The 21845-nt window shown below is 59.9% G+C and carries 18 protein-coding genes and 1 pseudogene; 12 read left to right on the forward strand and 7 right to left on the reverse strand.

Annotated elements, in window-relative coordinates; genetic code table 11:
• Positions 1 to 19: 19 nt before the first annotated feature.
• The 5 genes and pseudogenes from G6N73_RS18640 to G6N73_RS18660 all read right to left on the reverse strand — a co-directional run bounded on the left by G6N73_RS18640 (position 20) and on the right by G6N73_RS18660 (position 5438).
• Positions 20 to 1315: an O-antigen ligase family protein gene (locus G6N73_RS18640; protein WP_165030245.1), complete on the reverse strand. Its 1296-nt coding sequence runs from the start codon at positions 1313 to 1315 to the stop codon at positions 20 to 22.
• A 386-nt stretch (positions 1316 to 1701) separates the two neighbouring features.
• A pseudogene (locus G6N73_RS18645) lies at positions 1702 to 2847 on the reverse strand (DegT/DnrJ/EryC1/StrS family aminotransferase); the annotation flags it as partial.
• 22 nt (positions 2848 to 2869) lie between these two features.
• The gene (locus G6N73_RS18650) at positions 2870 to 3550 is read right to left on the reverse strand and encodes a PIG-L deacetylase family protein (protein WP_206078940.1); all 681 of its coding nucleotides are present in this window, start codon (positions 3548 to 3550) and stop codon (positions 2870 to 2872) included.
• A complete protein-coding gene (locus G6N73_RS18655; RefSeq protein ID WP_165030249.1) occupies positions 3547 to 4221 on the reverse strand; it encodes a sugar transferase in 675 nt (224 codons plus the stop codon). Before G6N73_RS18655 ends, G6N73_RS18650 begins: the two co-directional genes overlap by 4 nt.
• A complete protein-coding gene (locus G6N73_RS18660) occupies positions 4221 to 5438 on the reverse strand; it encodes a polysaccharide biosynthesis/export family protein (protein WP_165030251.1) in 1218 nt (405 codons plus the stop codon). Before G6N73_RS18660 ends, G6N73_RS18655 begins: the two co-directional genes overlap by 1 nt.
• Positions 5439 to 5751: 313 nt before the next feature.
• On the opposite strand from G6N73_RS18660, the gene G6N73_RS18665 reads away from it, so the two are divergent.
• From G6N73_RS18665 to G6N73_RS18700, 8 genes are all read left to right on the forward strand, one after another.
• Entirely contained in the window at positions 5752 to 6915 is a 1164-nt protein-coding gene (locus G6N73_RS18665; RefSeq protein WP_281352902.1) for a glycosyltransferase, read from the forward strand.
• A complete protein-coding gene (locus G6N73_RS18670; RefSeq protein ID WP_246252220.1) occupies positions 6912 to 8117 on the forward strand; it encodes a glycosyltransferase family 4 protein in 1206 nt (401 codons plus the stop codon). The genes G6N73_RS18665 and G6N73_RS18670 overlap by 4 nt, the downstream gene beginning before the upstream one ends.
• A 407-nt stretch (positions 8118 to 8524) precedes the next feature.
• On the forward strand, positions 8525 to 9061 hold the full coding sequence (locus G6N73_RS18675) for a hypothetical protein (RefSeq protein WP_165030255.1): 537 nt from the start codon (positions 8525 to 8527) through the stop codon (positions 9059 to 9061).
• The gene (locus tag G6N73_RS18680; RefSeq protein ID WP_343044667.1) at positions 9058 to 9492 is read left to right on the forward strand and encodes an SxtJ family membrane protein; all 435 of its coding nucleotides are present in this window, start codon (positions 9058 to 9060) and stop codon (positions 9490 to 9492) included. The genes G6N73_RS18675 and G6N73_RS18680 overlap by 4 nt, the downstream gene beginning before the upstream one ends.
• A 9-nt stretch (positions 9493 to 9501) precedes the next feature.
• A complete protein-coding gene (locus tag G6N73_RS18685) occupies positions 9502 to 9651 on the forward strand; it encodes a DUF5989 family protein (protein WP_165030259.1) in 150 nt (49 codons plus the stop codon).
• A 12-nt stretch (positions 9652 to 9663) separates the two neighbouring features.
• Positions 9664 to 11502: a carbamoyltransferase family protein gene (locus tag G6N73_RS18690; RefSeq protein WP_165030261.1), complete on the forward strand. Its 1839-nt coding sequence runs from the start codon at positions 9664 to 9666 to the stop codon at positions 11500 to 11502.
• 200 nt (positions 11503 to 11702) lie between these two features.
• The gene (locus G6N73_RS18695; RefSeq protein WP_343044668.1) at positions 11703 to 13112 is read left to right on the forward strand and encodes an SGNH/GDSL hydrolase family protein; all 1410 of its coding nucleotides are present in this window, start codon (positions 11703 to 11705) and stop codon (positions 13110 to 13112) included.
• A gap of 39 nt (positions 13113 to 13151) precedes the next feature.
• The gene (locus tag G6N73_RS18700) at positions 13152 to 13649 is read left to right on the forward strand and encodes a glycosyltransferase (RefSeq protein ID WP_165030263.1); all 498 of its coding nucleotides are present in this window, start codon (positions 13152 to 13154) and stop codon (positions 13647 to 13649) included.
• A gap of 14 nt (positions 13650 to 13663) precedes the next feature.
• Here the strand turns inward: G6N73_RS18700 and G6N73_RS18705 are convergent, their stop codons facing one another.
• Complete coding sequence (locus G6N73_RS18705) at positions 13664 to 16075, reverse strand: GumC family protein (RefSeq protein ID WP_165030265.1); 2412 nt, start codon at positions 16073 to 16075, stop codon at positions 13664 to 13666.
• Between the two features lie 517 nt (positions 16076 to 16592).
• Here G6N73_RS18705 and G6N73_RS18710 point away from each other — a divergent pair.
• From G6N73_RS18710 to G6N73_RS18720, 3 genes are read left to right on the forward strand one after another with little or no spacing between them, the layout of a single operon-like run.
• On the forward strand, positions 16593 to 17588 hold the full coding sequence (locus tag G6N73_RS18710; RefSeq protein ID WP_165030267.1) for an ATP-grasp domain-containing protein: 996 nt from the start codon (positions 16593 to 16595) through the stop codon (positions 17586 to 17588).
• 25 nt (positions 17589 to 17613) lie between these two features.
• A complete protein-coding gene (locus G6N73_RS18715) occupies positions 17614 to 18516 on the forward strand; it encodes an NAD-dependent epimerase/dehydratase family protein (RefSeq protein ID WP_165030269.1) in 903 nt (300 codons plus the stop codon).
• Positions 18516 to 19199, forward strand: a complete 684-nt coding sequence (locus G6N73_RS18720) for a metallophosphoesterase family protein (protein ID WP_165030271.1) — start codon at positions 18516 to 18518, stop codon at positions 19197 to 19199. Before G6N73_RS18715 ends, G6N73_RS18720 begins: the two co-directional genes overlap by 1 nt.
• 27 nt (positions 19200 to 19226) lie before the next feature.
• Here the strand turns inward: G6N73_RS18720 and G6N73_RS18725 are convergent, their stop codons facing one another.
• On the reverse strand, positions 19227 to 20177 hold the full coding sequence (locus G6N73_RS18725) for a sulfotransferase family protein (RefSeq protein WP_246252222.1): 951 nt from the start codon (positions 20175 to 20177) through the stop codon (positions 19227 to 19229).
• A 274-nt stretch (positions 20178 to 20451) separates the two neighbouring features.
• Between G6N73_RS18725 and G6N73_RS18730 the strand changes: the two genes are divergently transcribed.
• Positions 20452 to 21567 carry an IS110 family RNA-guided transposase gene (locus G6N73_RS18730; RefSeq protein WP_165030273.1) on the forward strand — a complete coding sequence of 372 codons (1116 nt, stop codon included), beginning with the start codon at positions 20452 to 20454 and terminating at the stop codon, positions 21565 to 21567.
• The last annotated feature ends 278 nt before the right edge of the window (positions 21568 to 21845 follow it).

The raw sequence follows: 21845 nt of genomic DNA on the forward strand, positions 1-21845 counted from the left end.
GCTGCTTCGTTGGCCGCACTTACCAATGCCAAACCAGCCTCCGGCTCGAACGCGTATGGCGCCGGCGAAAGCTTTGCGCAAACCGCTCACTCTTCAGGAAATGCAGTGACAATCCGATCACTGTCGGCTGCATGATCAGCAGCAGCGCCGTGTACCAGTATCGCGCATAGATGTGCGCACTCACATTCGCCACGACGATGAACACGACGAAGCTGGCCAGGACCGCCGCTCTGCCATAAACCATAACGCCTTGCGCTCGAGCGACGTACCACAAAATGAATCCCGTAGAGCAAAACAACAGCCAACCCAGCAGCGACACCATTCCGCCCTCCACCCAGAGGAGAAGGAACGAGTTGTGGACGGGCGTTTCTTGCACGCTCCTGAGCCGAAACTGATCCGCACCGATACCGATCAGGGAAATCTGGTCGGTATTAATCGCTTCCAAGGCTTCCTGCATCAACGCGCTGCGCGACTTGAAGGTGCCCGCTTCGGACACATTGCCGGACGCGAGGGCATTCAGCACCCGTTCCTGGAACGCCGATGGAAGGTAGTCCGAGCCGCCGGCCATCAAAAACACGCCCGGAATGGCCAAGATCGGCACGATCTTCACCGTCTGACGGAGACTGAGAGAGCATGCGAGAAACGCCAGGATGCCGGCCGACATCGCGATAATCCCGCCATTGGAACTGGTCAGCACGATTGTGGTGAGCATAATGGAAAAGAGCACGGCGCTCATTTTGAACGAAAGTTTACCGCTCAGCCGCAGCCAAAGCACGACGACGATCATCATGGCGTTTAGGCATGCCGCAGCGTTCGAGCTTCCGCTCAACGTTTCCAGGCGTCCGTTTCCCGATACGACAGGCGAGTCGGGCGTATATCCGACGAGATAGAAGGTGAGAATGCCGTGTACATCCAGTGCGATGACGCCGGCGAGAAACACAAACAGCAGTCTGTATGCTTCCTTTTCCTTCCTGCCCAGCAGGAGATAAGGAAGCGCGATGAAGCAGAAGGAATATTGCAACAGCAGGATCACGCCGCGCCACATATCGCCTTCCACCATGCTGCTTATGTGAAGCCCTCCGACTATCAAGACGAATGATGCGATCCAAGGCCACGTCAAGACGCCGAGCGGTGCGGAAGGCAAGCGTCGCCGCAGCAGCAGAACGACCAAGGCCGCGCAAAAAAGCGCATCGCTCAGGGTGAAGAAAACGGCTTCGGCCGTCAGATCGAGAAAAGGAGAAAAGAAAACAGCCGCATAGAGCAGGAAGCGCTCGAAACTTAGCTCGCTGACACGCCTGGACGGCGAAAACCTCAATGGTCGATAGCGCGGCCCGGGCCACCTACCCTGTCCATCTCCTCCTTCTCCTGGCGGACGCCTGCCGTCGCCCGCCCCCTGATTCAGCCTCGATGGGACCAAGCCTGGGCGGGCTCCTGGCCCTGCGATGGAGAGCTTATGCGGATCGTGCATTACTTTGCCGGTTCCGCGCGCGACAATCTCCCTCCCGATCCCCTGTGGTGTCCGTTCGCCTGCGCCAATGTTGAGGCTGGGGCACCACGTGCTTGCGGCTGCGGACCGATCTTCCCTGCATTCAGGATAATCGTTGCCGCATCTGTCTTCGGTTCCCGCCCCGCGATTTGTCGTGCCCGGATACGCACGCGCGAAGACGGACGTCTTTGAAGCTCCCGCGCGGAACCCAGAATTATGCCCCGTGCTACGGCCGCAGCGTCCGCCGTCTCCTCCTCGCTCCACGACGGATCAGTGAGAAACGCCAGACTGGTTTCGCCCAGGAGCCGCGCCGTCGGCAGGCGCTCTGCCGGCGCGAAACCGGCATCGGTGAAGGCGCGTTCCAAATAGATCTCGGAGCAACTTCCTGAGAAGCAGGGGACGCCTGCGTTGCTGATCTTGGCTATGAGCGCGTCGCGGGCCATGCCAAGGCCAACCGGGAACGTTCCAGGACGGATGTAGGTATAGAACCTATACCAGCCATGAGTATGCGCCGGATCGAGTTGGGGCGTAAATAACATGGGAATATCGACCAGCGTGCGCCTCCAGATTTCGGCGTTGCGGGTGCGCTGGGCGCGCCACTCGTGAAGCCGCTCCAATTGTCGGAGGCCCAACACCGCCTGAATCGACATCATCCGCCAGTTGGTGCCTACGCTTTCGTGCACCCAGCGGAAACCCGGCGCCGGGTTGGGGCGCTTCACTGTGTCATAGCACTTGCCGTGGTCCTTTATGCTCCAGGCCTTCGCCCACATCGCGTCATCGTCCATGGCGACCAGGCCACCCTCGCCGCCTGTTGTGATGATCTTGTCCTGGCAGAATGAGAACGCCGCGATGTCCCCCAAGGAGCCGACCGGACGACCGTAATATTCGGCGCCATGGGCCTGCGCGCAGTCTTCAACAACCTTGATGCCGGTGCGCTGCGCGAGTTCCATAATCGGCCCCATGTCGCATGGCCAGCCTGCCACATGCACAACGATGACTGCCTTCGTCCGCGATGTGATCTTGGGCGCGATGGTCTCGGCCGACAGGTTGCCGGAGATGGGGTCGACATCGGCGAAAACAGGTGTGGCGCCCGCGAATGGCACGCAGGCAGCCGAAGCGACGAAGCTTCGGGGCGTTACGATTACCTCGTCGCCGGCGCCGATGCCCAGTACGCGCATGGCAAGGTCCAAGGCGACGGTGCCGTTAGCCAGCGCCACCGCGTGGCGCCTGCCGAGATATTTGGCGTACGCCTCCTCGAACCGCCCAACATGTTCGCCTGTCCAGGCATTCACCCGGCTCGACCGTAGCACTGCGACTACTTCGTCGATCTGCTCCTCGTCGTAGATTGGCCAGCGCTTCATGGCAGAACACTCCTGGTTGAATTCACATCACGTCCCGAATGAGGACAAAAGCTTCCGCGGCCGCGCGATGCACGGCAGTCCCTCTCACGATCGCCAGGGCGCGCAGCGTTTCCAGGGAGCGCTCGTGGGGAAACGAGCGCATCTGCGACCCGAACATGGCTGCGGCCTCAAGCTTGCGCTGAAGGGTTTTCTCGATGTCAATGAAAACGTTCGGCACGAAGCTCGCGGTCACGTGAGGAGCGTTCCAGTTCGTCTCGGAAACGGTCTCGTAGGCGAGAATTCTTCGAGGATAAGTGGACTGGTGCGGACGCGCGGCCACCAGCGAGGACATGAAGATCAGTTGATGGTCCATGTGCACGTCGCCGACGAACGGAATGAGCAAAGTGTCGGGACGGAGCTCGCGCACCAGGTTGCCGAGCGCGTGGTTCAGCTTCGAGTGAGGCGTCTCGAACAACTGCGCCGCCGGCAAGTCGAGCCAGTGACTTTCCCGCACCGCCAGATGGCGGTGGGCGGCGCTTGCCTCGCTCCGCACCCTGGCTATCAATTCTTCGTCGAAGGCAGGCGGTTGCCCGCGCGTCACGACGGCCACATGAACCTCACCGCCTTCGCCGGCGACGCGGGCAATAGTGCCGCCGCAGCCAAGCACCTCGTCGTCGGGATGCGGTGCGATCACCAGCCAGCGGCCAAGCATGCCCGTCGTCATGGCCGTTCCTCGGCAGCGCCCGCCTTGAAGTGGTGCATAGCGGTCCGGGCCCGCGCGAGATTGCCATCGTTCGTGTGTTCGCCCTTGAGGATCACAAGGACAGTCATGGCCAGGATGCGGCAGTCCAGCGCAAAGGAGCGGTTCCCGATATACCAAAGGTCGAGTGCGAGTTTCTCCTTGTCGGTGAGGCAGGTATTGCCGTTCACTTGGGCCCATCCGGACAGGCCTGGGAGAACCGTGCACCGAATTCGACCCAGTTCGCCAAACCCCGCGATCGTTGCGGGAAGCAGCGGCCGAGGCCCCACGAAAGCCATGTCGCCCTTTGCAACCGCAAGCAACTGCGGCAGTTCATCGAGACGCAGGAGTCGTATGACACGCGTTACCGGCGTCTGACGATCTGCATCCGGAAGTAATTCATTCTGGGCGTCGCGCCTGTCATGCATGGTGCGGAACTTGCAAACCGTGAAGGGCTTCGCATCGAGTCCGCAGCGTGTCTGGCGGAACATCAAAGGACGTCCCAGGCAGGCCCAGACGAGGACTGCCGTGATCGCCAAGATCGGAAGTATGGCCACCAAAACCGCCGCCGCAGTCAGCCGGCGCAGCATGGCAGAGGCTGTCGGCTGCCGCGCTTTACCTTCAGCAATTGCCTCGGAGCCGTTCGCGAGCAGCATTATGGCACCTGCTGGAGCGCGGCTTTGGAGAGCGACGCACCCGTGCCGGTTCCCGGCTGGTCGATATAGACGAGTACAGTGTCACCGGACAGAACGGCGTCGTCCAGTGTTGCGGATTGCGTCTGAACTCGGCCGTCCATCTTCCGGCGGATCTGGTAGGCAAACTGGACTGTGTTCGTTTTACGCGCTTCCTCGGTGGCAAGGCTGCTGAGCAGCAGTATCTGCTCTTCAGTGGATCGCCGGGAGACCAGAAGCCTTTCGATCTCAGCGGTGTGGTCTTGAAGCGCTGTAAGCGCCGTGCGGGTTCGGTTGTCGGTCAGATCCAACAGTTGGCGCTGGAGATCCGCAAGTTCGCGGCGGGTTGTGGACATCTGGTTGTATATTCCTAGCAGTTGCGCTTCCTGGGCAGTGACGTCGCGCTCGACGTTCGAGAGATCGGTGAGTGTCTTAAAGCCGCGCTTGTTGAGCTCCTTCGCCCGCTCGCGCTCGCTGTGGGCGGAAACGATCACCTGCTTTTGTTTTTGGGCGAGTTGCTCGAGGTTGGCGAGCGCCCCCTTTACCTCGGCAACCGCGTCAGTGAGTTGGTCGCGCCGTGTTTCAAAGGAGCGCTGCTCCGCGCCGAGTATCTGCCGCTCGTTCACCAGAAGGGTTTCAATCAACTGTGTGCTCGTGAGGTCGCGCGCTTTCGGAGGCATGTCGCCAGGGGAAATCTCGGCGCGGCCTGCCAACTGGGCCACAAGGCGGGCCGCTCCGACAGCTTCCCTTGCGATGTCCACTTCGATTTCGTCGAGATTACCGCGCAGCCGCGCGGTAGTTATGACACGGTCCTCACCGGTAGCGCCTCCCGCCGATTGGCCGCCCGCAAGGGCCACCGCCTGCTCAACCGTGAGAAGGGGCTGATAGGGAAATGATCCAGGCGCCTTCACGTCACCCAGAACAAAGATCGGGCGAAAGCTGACCACCGAAAGCGAGACTTGCGGGTCAATGAAAATCTTGCGCTCGATAAATTCCGCACGCATGGCCTGGAGTGCTTCCGGCACCGTCAGGCCGGCGACCTTGAGCCCTCCGATCAAGGGCACGCTGAGTTCGCCCTCGTTCGAGATTGCGAGTTCCACGGCCGGCAGCGTGTCGTCGATAAAATCGAAGGATACGACGTCGCCGATCGAGAGACTGTAATCGCCGGCCGCGGCGCACCAGGCCGGGTACTGCGCTCCCATGCCAAGCAAAATAGCGGCTACAACTGCAAAACAACGAGAACGCCGTTCGAACGTGCCTCGTATGTCAATCCTTGAAAGGGGCCACGCAAATGTCATCACATCCAGCCGAAGAGAACCTCGCCGGAAAGGGTAAAGCGTCTCGCGAATGCGAAAGAGTTACACTTTCGGTCGAGGCGCCTACGGCTGACGTCGCCGCCCAATCGCCGTTCGTACAGGTTTAATCGGTCAGGAACGCTCCTATGGTCCGCTTTGATTGAATTCGGCCTTCGGTCCCGCGCAGCGCGAGCCTCGCAGGGCAGCGGAAAGTGCATCCATGCCTGCAAGCGTTCTTCATACGATCACTGGTCTCAATGTCGGTGGCGCCGAGGTGATGCTGGCGCGCTTTATCGGCGAGGTCGACCGTGACAGGTTTCCATCGACAGTGCTCTCGCTCCTCCCGCCCGGTCCACTGGGCGCGAGAATCGAGCGGTCTAACTCAAAAGTGATCTCGATCGGGATGACGAACCGGCCCAAGCCGCTCGACCTCATCCGGCTGGTCCATTCCGTTAGTCGGGCCACGCCGGATCTCCTGCACGGATGGATGTATCACGGCAATGTGGCGGCGATGCTCGGCTCCGTATTGAGCGCGCGTTTTCGTCCGGTAATTTGGAGCATCCATCACACGATCTCCAGGCTGACGGACGAAAACCCCCTGTCAAGGCGCCTGATCCACTTGTCGGCGCGGCTATCGAGCCGCACCAGCGCCATTTCTTATTGTTCGCAGGTGGCGGCCGACGACCACGAGAAGCTGGGATTTGATCCAGGACGACGCGTGGTCATTCCGAACGGAACGGACTGTAGCGAGTACCGGCCGTCGGCCGAGGCGGGCGTCAAGCTGCGCAAGCTCTTGGGGCTCCCCTCCGCGCGGCTGGTTGTCGGCCATGTCGGGCGTTTTCATCCCATGAAGGACCAGGTGAATTTGGTTCGCGCCATCAGCCGCGCCATCGCGAAAGGTCATGACATCCAAGGCGTGTTCATTGGCGAGGGACATGTGGACGGTCCGGTGCGGGCCGCCGCACGCGAGTTCGGCATCGATGCCCGAATTACTACGCTCGGCGTGCGCAGCGACCTCCCCGAAATCCTTCCAGGCCTTGATGTATTCGTTCTGTCTTCGGCTTGGGGCGAGGCCTTTTCGCTTGCGGTGGGAGAAGCAATGGCGGCCGGGGTGCCCGCAGTCGTCACTGCTGTGGGGGATTCGCCTTGGCTGGTCGGCTCGACCGGCGTGGTCGCTCCACCCAACGACCACGAAGCTTTGGCCGCAGGCTTGGTCAAACTCGCCGAAATGGACGCTGACCAACGCCGTGCGCTGGGCGATCGAGCTCGTCAGCGCATCATCGAGAATTTCTCGCTATCGCTATATGTGCGGCGGCACCTCGATCTCTACGAGAGGGCCCTCGCCCAACTCCCTTCGCCTTTGCCTAACCGGATGGCTTCATGACCATCGCTGCAATGGAACGTCCTGCATGTCGACGCCAGCCGCATGAAGCTCGGGCATCCGGACAGAAGCGCATCGTCATAGTCGCCAGCCTGACATGGTCGCTCGTATGCTTTCGCCTCGATCTATTGAAAGCAATGGTACTGGCTGGCCATGAGGTGACGGCGCTCGCACCTGACGACGATCGGGGTGCGATCGCAACGCTCGAGCGCATTGGCGTCCGCTTCGAGAAGATTCCGATGGCGCGCACCGGAACCAATCCGCTGGCCGATCTTCGGACTTTTGTAGCGCTCTACAGACGGATGCGGCGTTTGGCTCCCGATATCGTGCTCGCATACACCATGAAGCCAATCATCTACGGTGGCTTGGCGGCTCGCCTGGCGGGCATTCGTCAGCGTTTCGCCCTGTTCACCGGCTTCGGCTTCCTATTCGGTGAAGGTCTTCAAGGCTTTCGTGTGACGGTGATCCGTCGGCTCAGCATCAAGCTCTATCGGGCATCTCTGGTCGGGACGGCGGCCGCATTCGCGTACAACGACGCGGACGCCGCCGAGATCCGACGCCATGCGATGGTGAGCCCGCAAACGCCGCTGATCATGCTCCCGGGTTCCGGCGTCGATCTCAAGCGCTTCGCCTCAAGCGAACCGCGGCCGGGGCCGCCGGTATTCCTCCTGGTAGCAAGGCTGCTTCGGGAGAAGGGTATTGCGGAATTCGCCGCCGCCGCTCGCCTCCTTAAGCGGGAGTTCCCGCACGCGCGTTTCCAGATCCTTGGCCCCTTCGATCCCAGTCCCCTGGTCATCACAAAGGCCGAATTGGACGCATGGGTGGAGGAAGGCGTCGTGGAGTATCTCGGCGAAACGAGGAACGTCGCCCCATTTCTTGAGGCATCCACGGTATTTGTTCTTCCCTCCTATTACCGCGAGGGGATACCGCGGAGCGCGCTGGAAGCTATGGCCGCTGGCCGACCGATCGTCACAACCGACGCGCCGGGATGCCGTGAAACGGTAATCGACGGGGAGAACGGCTTTCGCGTCGCTCCGCGAAACGTCGAGGCGCTCGCCAAGGCCATGCGCGCCTTCCTTGAAGATGAAGCGCTTGCGGCACCGATGGGCGCGAGGTCCAGAAAGCTGGCAGAGGAACGGTTCGACGTCCACCTTGTGAACCAGACCCTGCTCGGCGCGTTAGGCCTTAATCCCGAGAATGGGTGAAAACCTTGACGGCTGACCCCCGAAACCCGCGGCAAGAATCTGCGGCCACGCAAATCCCACCACCACGGCCAAACGGCTAAAACGCCCAAATGAGTATAGTTCCGCCGTGCGCCCACCCTTTCGGCCATCTGTTGGTACTGATTTGGGAAGGAAGCCTGATGAATTCGGTAGGCGGCGAGAGCGAAGTGCCTTGGTACAGTACACAGTTGGTATCGATACGTTGGGATCGGGGGAGGTCAGTGTCCTGTGCTTCACCGTCTAGGCCATGTCCTGGAAATCCTCCTCCACGAATTCGTCGAGGCAACGCGATCAAGTTCGGCGGTTTCGTGCCCGAACTCAGAGGTTGAAAGATGGCATCTGCACATTCGGCGCGTAGGGAACTTCTCAGGCCCGACCCAAGATACTCGATGGGTCATCTCACGGATGCGATAGATCTGGACTGGCCCCGACGGCTAAAGGCAGTCGTAGAAATCATCCCTGGCCCGAACTGTGTGCTTCCGGAGAGTCTGCTGCGAAATATTTACCGCGCCAGCCAAGGCGGCGTCATCGCCTTGGCACTCACTGACGTCACCGCAGCGATCGTAAACATAGTGATGGACAGGATTGTTCCGCTGTTTCCCCTCAGCATTCCTGGCATCCGGTACATCGATACTGCAAACCACTCGATGCTGGCGCGCATCATCTGCCGCGCCGATTCTGCTTTCGGCGATACGATTCAGTTCAGAAGAATTGCACTTGAGGTTGGATTTGAGCCGCCGCTTCCTTTTTCCTGGCAGTTTGGAACGGATGACGGGTTGATGGGGCCCTCGGCTTGCGCCTCTCGGCTTCTACCGGTCGGGTCGCCGGCGATCTCGCTGAGGACGTTCGCAGAGTGTTCGCTTCACCATGGGAAAAACTCGAGAAAACAGGATGCCGGCGCATCCAGTCCGGAGGCACAGAGGTGAGCACAGATTTCTTGGGATCGCCTGTCACGCACACATCGGCGGAAGGTCCGTCCAATCGGAGCTTCGGACTTACAGTTGGCGGAATCCTTCTCATGCTAGGTGTTGTTCGATGTGTGGCCCGAGGCAATTTCGACCTATTGGCGGACATCATGTTGGCGATAGGCGGCGCGCTTCTCCTCCTCGGCATCCTATTGCCAGGGTCCCTGTCCAAGGCAAACCGCGCATGGATGATGCTCGGGGTACTTATGGGTCGGGTCATGAGCCCGATCATTCTCCTTCTCGTATACGTCTTCGCCTTCGTTCCGGTGGGTATTCTCATGCGCCTAAAGCATCATGATCCGCTACGGCGGAAGAGGAGCGATGCGGAGAGCTACTGGATCGAGCGGGAAGCGACGAACGATCCGGCGCGAGGCATGCTGAACCAATTCTAGGAGGCTACGATGGACTTGGTGGTGGAACTTTGGTCGTTTGTTCGCGCCAGAAAGAAATACTGGCTTATTCCGATAGTAATTGTCATAGGATTGTTCGGCGGACTGCTCACCCTGACGCAAGGTACGGCCGTCGCTCCGTTTGTCTACACTGTATTCTGACCGAGCCCGGCCATGCGCATCCTGGGCATCTCGGCATATTACCACGATAGCGCCGCTGCTTTGGTGGAGGGCGGTAAGCCCGTAGCTGCCGCGCAGGAAGAACGGTTCACCCGAGTCAAGCACGATGCGGGCTTTCCCCGGCACGCCATCGCTTATTGCCTGGAGGAGGGTGGCTGCGACTTGGGCGATATCGAGCACGTCGTTTTCTACGACAAGCCCTTTCTGAAGTTTGAACGCCTTCTTGAAACGTATCTGGCAACGGTCCCACGCGGGTTTCGCTCGTTTCGAACCGCAATACCCGTCTGGACGAAGGAGAAGCTATTCCAAAAAGCCTTGTTGCGAAGGGAACTGCGTAAGCAAGCGGGTGCAACTGACTGGAACGGGTCGCTGCTGTTTGCCGAACACCATCAGTCTCACGCTGCAAGTGCCTTCTTCCCTTCGCCGTTTGAAAATGCTGCGGTTCTTACTTTGGACGGGGTCGGTGAATGGTGCACGACCTCCATCGGCCATGGCGTCGGCCGGACGCTCGAAATCCAGCGAGAGATTCATTTCCCCCATTCGCTCGGCCTCCTTTATTCGGCTTTCACTTACTACACTGGGTTCAAAGTGAACTCAGGCGAATACAAGCTGATGGGGCTGGCACCCTACGGGAATCCCCGGTTTGTCAAAACGATCATGGAGAACTTGATTGACATCCGAGATGACGGATCGTTTTGGCTCGACCAACAATACTTTAATTATTGCACCGGGCTGACGATGACGTCGGAGAAGTTTCATGAGTTGTTCGGTGCTCCCCCAAGGCGGCCGGAATCGCCCCTGACCCAGCGCGAAATGGATTTGGCCGCTTCTATTCAGGCCGTGACGGAAGAGGCGGTTATGCGCCTTGCCCGTTTTGCGCGGAAAAGCACCGGCGAGCGGCGGCTCTGCATGGCTGGCGGCGTCGCGCTGAACTGCGTCGCGAACGGGAAGATACGTAAGGAGCAGATATTTGACGATATCTGGATCCAGCCAGCTTCTGGGGACGCGGGCGGCGCCCTTGGGGCAGCTCTTGCTTGTTGGCATCAGCACGCAGGGCAGCCTCGCCCTGAGATCAACGGCTGCATGGATCACATGCAAGGCGCCTATCTCGGTCCAGCCTTCAGCGACGAAGCGATACAGATCCGCCTTGACGCAGCAGGCGCGCGCTACGATGTCGTCGGCGACGACGGGGTAGTCCCTGCGACGGCCGACCTATTGGCGCAAGGAAGGGCGGTTGGCTGGATGCAGGGACGGATGGAATTTGGGCCCCGGGCGCTCGGTGCTCGGTCCATCCTGGGCGATCCGCGATCGCCTTCAATGCAGAAGACGCTGAATTTGAAGGTCAAGTATCGGGAGAGTTTCCGGCCCTTCGCACCTTCTGTGTTGCGCGAGGAGGTCTCGGACTGGTTCGACCTGGATGCGGACAGCCCATACATGCTCCTAGTGGCCGACGTCGCCGAACGCCGACGACGCAAGATGACGCCGGAAGAGGAGCGCCTGTTCGGCATTGAGAAACTCAACGTTCCACGGTCCGAGATACCTGCAGTGACGCATGTGGACTATTCAGCGCGCATCCAAACGGTGCATCGCGACACCAATCCTCGATACTGGGCACTGCTGTCGGCGTTCAAGCAGCGCACCGGCAGCCCTGTCCTCGTTAATACGAGTTTCAACGTCAGGGGTGAGCCGATCGTTTGCACGCCGGAAGACGCGTTCCGCTGTTTCATGGGAACCGAAATAGAGAGTCTAGTGGTGGGGAACTGTATTCTACGTAAGGAGCAGCAAAATCCGGAACTGGCAAGAGACTACAAGGATCGCTTCGCACTCGATTGATAACTCCATCCCATGTTCGGGGTCACACGGCGTACGCCAACGTACGCGCCAGGAACTTCACCCGATGCAGCGGCGCCTCTCTGTGAGGCCAGACGGAAAACTTGAGCATAAGGCTCTGTGGGTGCAGGACGACCTTGCACAAATCCGGAACTAGTCTTCATGATTCAGCATGGGTTTATAGGACACTAAAGGAGGGGGATGTGCAGGATTGGAAATCTAGGAGACCTGCGATTGTCGGACTTGTTCTTTGCTCGGCTGTCGGGCTCTATTTCCTGCTTGGCGTAATCTACGCTCTATTTCATTATTCGGAATTTGCTTCAGCGAACCCCCAGTTTACCCGTTATGTGATTGTCCCCGGACTAATCGGGACGCTGTTCATCGCGATCGGAATGATGGGATTTCGCCTGTCACTCCCCTTTGGTATCTATGGCATGAGCGCCCTGTTCGCGCTCTTCCTATTCGAATCCTATCTCACCTGGCGTCAAATCCCCGTCTGGATGGGGATGCTCGGCAAACTGAGCCCGGCGCAGCAGACCCTGTTTGTGGATGACCCCAGCTTGGTTCGGGGGTTCACAATTCGCGGCTTGAACCGCCTTGCTGGCGTGAGCCAACTTCGGGAGGCGATGCTTTCAGGTTTTCCGTTTTCGCGGGTGATCCTGTGCACGCCGGGCGACGATGTCATTTCCTACAAGGCGGACCGCTACGGCTTCAACAACCCCGACACGGCGTACGACACTCCTCTTGAGGTTATGCTGCTCGGCGATTCCTTTGTCGAGGGGTTCTGCCTTGCCGAGGGCGAGGATATCGCTTCGCAGATGCGTCGCATTGGCGTGGCGACTGCGGCCCTGGGAGTACGTGGCAACGGGCCACTTCAGGAACTCGCCTCACTGGGACGGTTTGGCCCTCTACTCCAACCGAAGAATGTCATTCTGGCATTCTTCGAGGGGAACGACTGGGAGAACCTTGAAAAGGGACTGACTGATTCATGGTTGCGATCTGCGCTGGATCCGAACGCCGATTTCGGTTCGCAATCAAGCGCGATGGCCACCATGGAGCAAGCAAGAGTGGCTATGGAAAAGATCAACAGCAAACCTGTCAGCATAGCCGATCTGTTCACAAAGCGGGCAACGCTACGCAACTTCTTCGCTCTGCAGCAGACGGGATCAGCACTCGGCTTGACGTACTCAAAGCTTCCGAAAGAAATCCCGGAGTTCCGGACAATACTGCAGCGAGCGAAGTCGATCGTAGCAGGCTGGAATGGAAACTTCGCCGTTCTGTATGTGCCAAAGGCCGACCGTTTCGTCGGAACCTTTCCGGTCGACTACTCCCTGGACCATCTCCGGACGCTGGTGCTCGACGCCGCGGCCAAAGAAGACATCAAAGTTATCGACTTGACCCAAGCTCTACACCGTCGGGAAGACCCTGCCCGGATGTATGGTGCTGATGCCCACTTCAGCCGAGATGGTGCGTCCTTTGTTGCCAGTCTCGTGGCGCGCGCAGTGGAAGGGGACCAAATCAAGGTTAGTGATAGCTGCGGCTCGGTCCGGCAATGTGCCTGTTCAGATGACAACGCGGCTGCTGCAGCAGGGGGCAGCCGTACGGTTTGTTAAAGAGCGACGTCATGGCTCACGCGCCTTTCGCAGGTCGGTTTGGTCCGCGCCCGCTACCTTCTCAAGCAAGACTTTCCAGGTGCGCGTTTCCAGATCCTTGGCCCCTTCGATCCCAGTCCCCTGGTCATCACAAAGGCCGAATTGGACGCATGGGTGGAGGAAGGCGTCGTGGAGTATCTCGGCGAAACGAGGAACGTCGCCCCATTTCTTGAGGCATCCACGGTATTTGTTCTTCCCTCCTATTACCGCGAGGGGATACCGCGGAGCGCGCTGGAAGCTATGGCCGCTGGCCGACCGATCGTCACAACCGACGCGCCGGGATGCCGTGAAACGGTAATCGACGGGGAGAACGGCTTTCGCGTCGCTCCGCGAAACGTCGAGGCCCTCGCCAAGGCCATGCGCGCCTTCCTTGAAGATGAAACGCTCGCGGTACGGATGGGCGCGAGGTCCAGAAAGCTGGCAGAGGAACGGTTCGACGTCCACCTTGTGAACCAGACCCTGCTCGGCGCGTTGGGCCTTCAATCCGCGTTTAAGTAAGAAGCAGAAGCGTCTTACCGGTTGGCAGGAGCCTCCGCGTCGATGCGCGCGATGACTTCAACCTTAGGAACGGCGCCTTCTCGCTGCTCCCGCATCGTCTGCGCCGAGGCGGCTAGATTATGGGCGGCCCCGCCAAACAGCCAACCCCATTTTGGGGAGGCTAGTCGCGGGTTCGATTGCGACCCGGCGTACGCAGGATTCTCTTGAAACGACAGATCAACTTCACTGAGCGTCACGCCAATGAGCGGGGCGCCGGCCAAGTGGAGCCGCTCGGCCGCATGTTGCAGCGCTCCCTCCTTGGTGCGGTTCAATGCGGCGACAAGAACGACCCCATCGACCAAGCCCGCTATGCGAACCGCGTCTTCGACCACCAAAACAGGCGGCGCATTGACGATCACCACATCATACTTGAGCTTCAGCGCGTTTATGAGCCTTTCGAGTTCATCGGTATTGAGGACTCGATCCACATCCGTGCGATCCATCGAGGTCGCAAGCACGTCCAGTCGCGGCACTTGTGGCGCGGACTCCAGAATGTCGTGAATGCTGCAATCTCCTTGGAGGTACTCGTCCAAGGTCCTCCCCGCTCCGCGCAACTGCAACGCAGCTTGCACGCGCCCAGCGCGAAGGTCGAGGTCGACCAGCGCCGTTCTCGCGCCATCCAAAGCCGCAGCGACGGCGAGTCCGATCGCCGTTGTTGTTTTTCCTTCCTTCGGAAGTGCGGAGCCAACGAGAATCGCCTGCTTCCGGCTTCCGCCGCTGAAACGCCGGCAGGCGCTGTAAAGGGCGCGGAACGCTTCGGCGAACGTTGAACGGGGATATCGCAAAAGCTGATGGACGGCTTGCGGCCGGCCCCGCAAGAACCCGCGTGGCAGAGCAGGAATGGAAGCGAGTAAAGGAAGTCCCAGCAGTTGGGAGACCCGCCTGGGCTCGCGCACGCGGGTATCGAGACTTTCAAGCACAAAAGCGATGATCAGCGCGAGCACGAGCGAGCCCATGAAACCGCCCATCGCTATCACATGTACCCTAGGAAAAGAGGGCTCCTCGGGCACCGCCGCATAAGAGACGACGCGGGATCCCGGTTCAGCCACTTCCGCGTAAGGGTCCAGCTTACCGAGGCGAGCGGCCACGACGTCGTAGAGCTTTTGTTCTGTAAGAAGATCCCGGTTGAGTTCACGCAGCCGTATCTCTGCAAGGCTTCTTTGCCGCAGATCCTTCTCGGATGCCGCCAGATCCTGCTCGAACTGCTCCACACGCCCCCTTGCGACGCGAACATCATTTTCGAGATTGGCGATGATCCGACCCATTTCCTCTGAAAGCAGAGTCCGGACGCTCTTGATCTTGGCGTCCGCCTCCTTGATCAAGGGGTGGTTGGCCCCGTAATTGCGGGCAAGCTGCGCCCGGTCTCGAAGTGCGACCGCCTCATCGTTGCGCAGGCTCGTCAGGAAGTCGGACGAAAGAAGCGGTTCAGTACCGGCAAGTTCTCCGGGCGTCACACCGAGCGTTCCATTAACCGCAACCCGCTTGACCTGCTCCAGGCGGGCCTGGGCTTGGGTGAAGTCCCCCCGTGCCAGGCTCAATTGCTCGTTGGCCTGCTGCATAGCGGCACGCAGCAGATCATCACGCGGGTCGCTGGAAACCTTGTTGGTACGTCCATATTCGGCGATCTCACCCTCGAGCTTCGCTATGCGTGAGGCCAATTCCCCGGCTTGCTGCCTCAGAAATTCGACGGCGTCCCTCGTGCGCTCCCGCTTCAAGTCGCGAGACCATTCGATAAAGATGCGAGTGGTGGCGTTGGCGAGAGTGGCCGCCATTTGAGGCGTGTCGTCCGTCAACGCGACTGTCATGGCCAGACTTTCGCCGTTCTGTGTGTGGGAGAGCCTTGACAAATACGACGAGATCGCCCGGTCGCGCTGAATGGCGCTTGGGGGCAGAGCGGGATCGGCCGCTTCCGTGGTGGAGAACAAGCTCTTTACGGTGCGAAAGTAGGAAAGCAAAGGCCCGCCGGACTGACCCTGTTCTTCGCCGAGGCCCATTCCCGGACCCTGCAGGAAGGTGTTGAAATCCGGCTCGGCAATAAGATTGAGGCTGTCGACGACACGACCGGCGAAGTTGCGCGAGGTCATCAAATCCGCCTCGGTGTCGATTTTAGACTGGATCGTCTGATCGACTTGTTGTTGGGGAGTATCGCCAAGGAGGTTGGGGTCATCAGGCTCGAGCACGATCATCGACCGCGCGGTATAGACCCGGGGGATCTCGTTGGCGGCGACGAGCGACAGCCCTGTCCCGACCGCCAGGACGGTTGCAATAGAGACAAACCTGCGGCGGAGGAGATTGAGCAGCTCGCGCGGACCGATGGGACGCACGTCCTGACGTTCAAGCGGCTCTTGATACGGATAGCGGGGGGCGGGCGTCTCCTCGTCGAGCATCCTCACAGTCATAGATCAACCTTGTGCCGACTTGTTTGCGAACCCTCCAGGCGGCGCTGGCAGAGCATGTTGCGGCAAACCTACCATGGCTCGACGCTGGCAGAACTAAGCTAAACGGGGATGAATTCTCCGCCCATACGCCAGAAAGAAGCGGCTGGGCCATTGCGTACTACTTTCGGCCATAGGTCGAGCGCGCTGCGGAACTGCAATGCGTCCCGTGCAAGACCCGAGGGCTCAGCCGGCCGTACCTTGACTGCCAGTATCGGGTGAAATCAGGGGCGGATAGGTCACCGGCTCAAGGACGTGATTGAAATGATGCCCGCAGCTACATCGTTTCGGGACCACCGCTACACTCCGAGACATCCTTTCGGCCATTCTAAGCCGAGAGCGGCCGGATAAATCCGCCAAAAGAGCATGCCCATCGAATCCGGCCCTATGGCATTAATCCTAGTAAAGACAATCCAGTAAGAACTGAGCGCTCGCGTCTGTTTCGCTCCAATAGGGATCAACCCAGCACATGGAAACCATCATCGTCACAGGAGTCGGCGGCGGGGTAGGTCAAAGCATCCTGAAGAGCCTGCAAGGCAGCAGCTACCGCGTAATAGGAGCGGATGCAGAGCCGACTGCGACAGGTCTCTACGCCGTCGACAAAGCTTACCAGGTTCCGCGCGCTTCGGAACCAGGCTTCGTCGACAGGCTCCTTGAGATAGCGGCGAAGGAGAGCGCCCAACTCATTTTCCCTGGTCTTGACCCAGAACTGCCGGTTTTCTCGGCCGAGGCGAAGCGATTCAGATCGAGGGGCGTTGAAGTCGCGATCAGCGATCCGGACGTGGTTCGGATAAGCGACGACAAGCTCGCCACCGCGCAGTTTCTCGAAGCGCATCACTTTCCTTCACCTCGCACGCGTCTGCTCAGCGATGCGTTGAAGGAGCAGATTGACGCTCCCATCGTGCTCAAGCCGCGCCGGGGAGGATCGCGTTCTCAAGGCGTATTTGTCGCCAGCGGCCCGGATGAGTTAGAGCGGCTTGCGGCAGCTCTCCCGGTCGATAACTACATCGTACAGGAGCAAATAGTCGGCGACGAATACACTTGCGGAAGCGTCAATTTCCATGGACGTTGCTTCGGCGTGATCGCCATGCGTCGGATTCTGCGCGACGGTGACACGTATAAGGCCTTCGTCCACAAGGATGCGGCACTCGCCGCCTTTGTTACGCAGGTCATGGAGGCGTTGCGGCCGTTTGGCGCCTGCAATACCCAGCTTCGCGTGCGCGACGGCGTGCCCTACATTTTCGAGTTCAACGCGCGCTGTTCAGGGACAACCTATTGCCGTTCACTAGCGGGCTTCAACGAACCTTTGATGGTGGCAAACTACCTTCTACGGCGCGAGGAACCCCGGCCAGAAGCGCGCGAGCTGACGATATTCCGGTATTGGAAGGAAATGGCGATCGACAACGCCCGAGTCGCCACTATGACGCAGACCGGGGAAATTAGTGGAAACGCCATCGCGCTCTGACAGAGGCTCCTCACGCAGGGTTCTGGTGACCGGAGGTTCAGGGGCGCTTGGGCGCCACGTGATTTCCTTGCTGATCGGCGATGGTTGGGACGTAACGGCCTTGGTTCATCGCAACGCCGTTCCGGTTCCCGCCGGACCAGGAAGGCTCCGCATGGTCAGTGGCAACATGGCCGATCCCGCCAATATGCTGTCAGCCCTGTCCGAAGTGGACGCTGTTTGCCATCTGGCAGCCTATCTGCCACCGGACTATGAGAGTCCTGCTTATGCGTCCACCTGTTTCGAGGTCAACGCTCTAGCGACGCTTCGACTGGGGGGCCTCTGCGCCGATCAGGGAAAGCGCTTGGTCTTCTGCTCTTCAGGCCAGGCCTATGTCCACTCGTCTTTCGCTGTGACGGAGGACGCCCCTCTCTACCCCGCGGAACGGGCGACATTCTATCTCGCTAGCAAGCTAAGCGGGGAGCTGTTTATAGAGCACCTGCGGCGCAATCATGGGCTGCAGGCGATCACGTTTCGGGTCGGCTCCTGCTACGGGCCTGGAATGCCGCGGAGTTCCGTGGTCGCATTCTTCATGGCGCAGGCGATGGCGCGCAAGCCACTTCCCGTTCGGGACGGCGGCGTGCCGTCCTGCGATTTCGTCTATATTGGCGACGTAGCGCGGCTGCTCACGGCGGCGCTGGAGACGGGTGTTGGCGGCATCTACAATGCCGGATCGGGAACCGCCACCTCGGTGCTGGAACTCGCCCACGCAGTGAAGGAAACGTTTTCGGAGTTTCCGGTCCGTATTGACGTGGCGCCGGCCACGGGGCCGGTGCCCGCGAGCTTCCCGCCGTTGTCCATGGCCAAGACACGGAGGATGTGGGGCCATTCCCCCACGTCCCTCAAAGCAGGCCTTGCAGCCTTTCGCACCCATCTGGAGCGGGAGATCTGATGCGGATCGCTATTTTCAGCGATGTCCACGGCAATCTGCCGGCGCTTCAGGCCTTCGTGGACCACACCGCGCGCGAGGTCGACGCCTATGTGTGCCTAGGCGACATTGTCAATTACGGTCCCTGGAACGACGAATGCCTCGAACTGGTGTTCTCGCTTCCCAAAATAGTCGTGCTGGAAGGCAACCATGAGAGGCTTTTTTTGGGTTGGGAAGACATCAGCCACGAGATCCCGCTCGTACAGGATTTCTACCGGCATTCCGTCGCCAGCTTCACGCGCAGCGACCTGATCAGAGGCCTTCCGTCCGAGTATGAGATCGGCGGGTTCACCTGCACCCACACAATCGGCGGCAAGCGCATTTATCAGGACACATCGATAGCGATCGACCGCAACTATATGATCGGTCATACACACCACGCGTTCGATATCACCTGTTCGGGACACAGGATAATCAACTGCGGCAGCATCGGCCAGAATAGAAAGGACGTAAGTCGATCAAGCTATGCGCTGATGGATTTGGACCTGGGAAGTATTTCTCTGAAAGAGCTTTCCTACGATGTCGGAGCGCTCATAGCGGAGATGGAGCGGCAAGATTATGGACGCCGCTGCCTGGACTATTACAAGTCGAAGCTTCCCGGGAGCGGCGCGTCACCCGCTTTCAGCCAAGGCGCCGGAATTGAGTGAAGCGCTTCGTACGGCGCCGCCTACGCTTCACCGCACGTAGCCATATCTTCGAAGGAGCCAGCCTCCAAGCCAATCGAAGGCAACCCGCTCCCTTGCGGGCAGTTGAGTTCGCCAAGCCTCGTCCCTAACAAGACGGATGGACTTGTTCATGCGCAAACGATTGCCAGCGATTTGATGAGTAGGCTGAATAGGCTCCCCGCTTCGCAGCTTCAAGGCGATATCGGCGAGATCGAGATCGATCATTTCGCCAATCCTTTCAAGCGTTGGACCCGGATCGACCACCAAATCCTCGTACTTCACCCTAATGTATCGCCCTCGCCCCAGCTTCCAGCGAAGCGCCTCCGTGGCGACATTCACCACGCACCAGCGCGCTGCTGTGCGCAAGGCCGATTTAGGCCTGATCTCCTTCTGCACGCCGGCCTTCACGTCTCTTTTGTAACTTTGCAGTAGCGACCACGCGACACCGCGTCCGTCCCGCACCAAATGAATAACGAACAGGTCGATCCCAGGGATACTCGTCAAAGCAAGGGCGCGGCCGGGCAATTTCGAGGAATCGACAATAATCTCCTTGCCCGAATGGTGTTTAATGGCCTCAAAAAGGCGAAAAGTCTTGTCCGCGTAAAACTTGAAGGATCGCCGGCTGAGCGTCCGCCGCAGCATTCGACGAGAACTCAAGATCGACTCGATGTTTTCCTGCTCGCGCCTATAGTCGACGATGCTTGATGCGGGTGGGAAGCTTTCGCTCCATTGCCGGCCGATCGGGCCCCACAGCGGGCAGCCGCTGGCCGGCTGCCCGCAGGAACAATACTCATTGTGGGACCATACATGGCGCGACAGGGTGGCGATCTCCCCGGCCCCCGCAACTGCTGCGTGCTGTCCCAAGGCTATATCGAGGAGGGTCGTGCCGCTGCGCCCATAGCCGGCAATGTAAACGACACGGAGCGGTTTGAGAGTCGAACTGTTCTCGATCATATTCATATCGGCAGCCTTTGCGCTGACCCGCCATGTTGAACCTGCGCTGCTATCGAGAAGCGGCAGGCATATTTTAGCGACTGGTCCCGTGGCGCATCGCAGCGAATTCGGGGTAGGCGCATACATCATTTTCGTTAGGGATGGCGCGTCCCAGGCACTAGCGCGACAACCTAGTCCCTATGATTGCTGGGCCTGAGGGTGGCCCGTCATCCGATATGCGACGGTACGAGGGTTAAGCCGGCTGGCCGGCGCAGAGCCTCATGCATAGGAGACGGGCCATATGGAACATATCAGATTTGTCGGTTTGGATATTCACAAGGAGCGGATTTCGATCGCGGTGGCAGAGAGCGGACGCGGCGGGTCGGTGGAATATCTCGGCGAGATTGCCAACGACCCTGATGCCATCACCAAGCTATGCGATCGTCTGGGGCGTTCCGGCAAGCCGCTGGCGTTTTGCTATGAGGCCGGCCCGTGCGGTTATGGCGTTCATCGCCAACTCACAAGCCTGGGCCATCGGTGCGACGTGGTGGCGCCATCGCTGATTCCGAGGAAGCCTGGCGATCGGGTGAAGACAAACCGTCGCGACGCCACCATGCTCGCCCGCCTCAATCGGGCCGGTGAGTTGACCCCCGTGTGGGTGCCCGATACCGACCACGAAGCCATGCGCGACCTGATCCGGCTGCGCAGCGTCGTGCGACAGGTGGTGACGCGCGCGCGTCAACATCTTCAGGGGTTTCTGCTGCGTCACGGGCGCAAGCATCAGCGGGGTACCGCTTGGCGAATGGCTTACCGGCGATGGCTTTCGACCCTGGCCTTCGAACATCCCGCTCAGCAGATCGCATTTCAGAACTACGTCGATGCCGTCATGGATGCGGAACGGCGCCTGCAGCAGGTCGAGGAACAGATACTCAGCCTGCTCCCGGAATGGAACCAGCGCCCGGTGGTTGATGCCTTGCAGGCAATGCGCGGGATCGCGCTGATCAATGCCGTGGTGCTGGTCGCGGAGGTCGGCGACTTCACACGCTTCTCCAACCCACGCCAGCTCATGGCCTATTTCGGCCTGGTCCCTGGCGAGCAATCGAGTGGCGAGACCGTCTGGCGCGGCGGCATCACCAAGACCGGCAACGCCCATGCCCGGCGCGCGCTGGTCGAAGGCGCCTGGGCTTACCGTATGAGAGCGCGCATCGGCCGGCACAAGGTCGACCGGATCGAGGCGCTGCCAAAAGTCGTCCGCGATATCGGCTGGAAAGCGCAAGTTCGGCTGTGCACCCGATATCGTCGGCTGAGCGCGCGCGGCAAGAACGCCAACGTCGTCGTTGCCGCCATCGCACGCGAGATGGTGGGCTTCATCTGGTCGATCGCCTGCACGGTTCAATCCGCGCCAAAGGCGGCGTGACCGCTATTTGACAGACAGCCAGCAGAGGAGATCGCAAAACCCAAACATCAGCCTCGGCGCGATATGCGGTGCTGGAGGCGGGACAATGCCGGGGAGCCCTCGTCCACCACTATGAGCCTCGATGCTCGCCACCTAGACAGAGGCAGCCCCAAACGAAACAAGGTCATGCGGCCCGACCCGCGGATGAGAGATTGTTGACCGACGTTCAAGTTCCGCCTCCTGCACCTCATATCCGCCGTACAAAGCGCCTCGACCGCCGATCGGATCGGCGGGCCAAA

The organism is Allomesorhizobium camelthorni, from assembly GCF_011045125.1.
GTDB lineage: Bacteria > Pseudomonadota > Alphaproteobacteria > Rhizobiales > Rhizobiaceae > Allomesorhizobium > Allomesorhizobium camelthorni.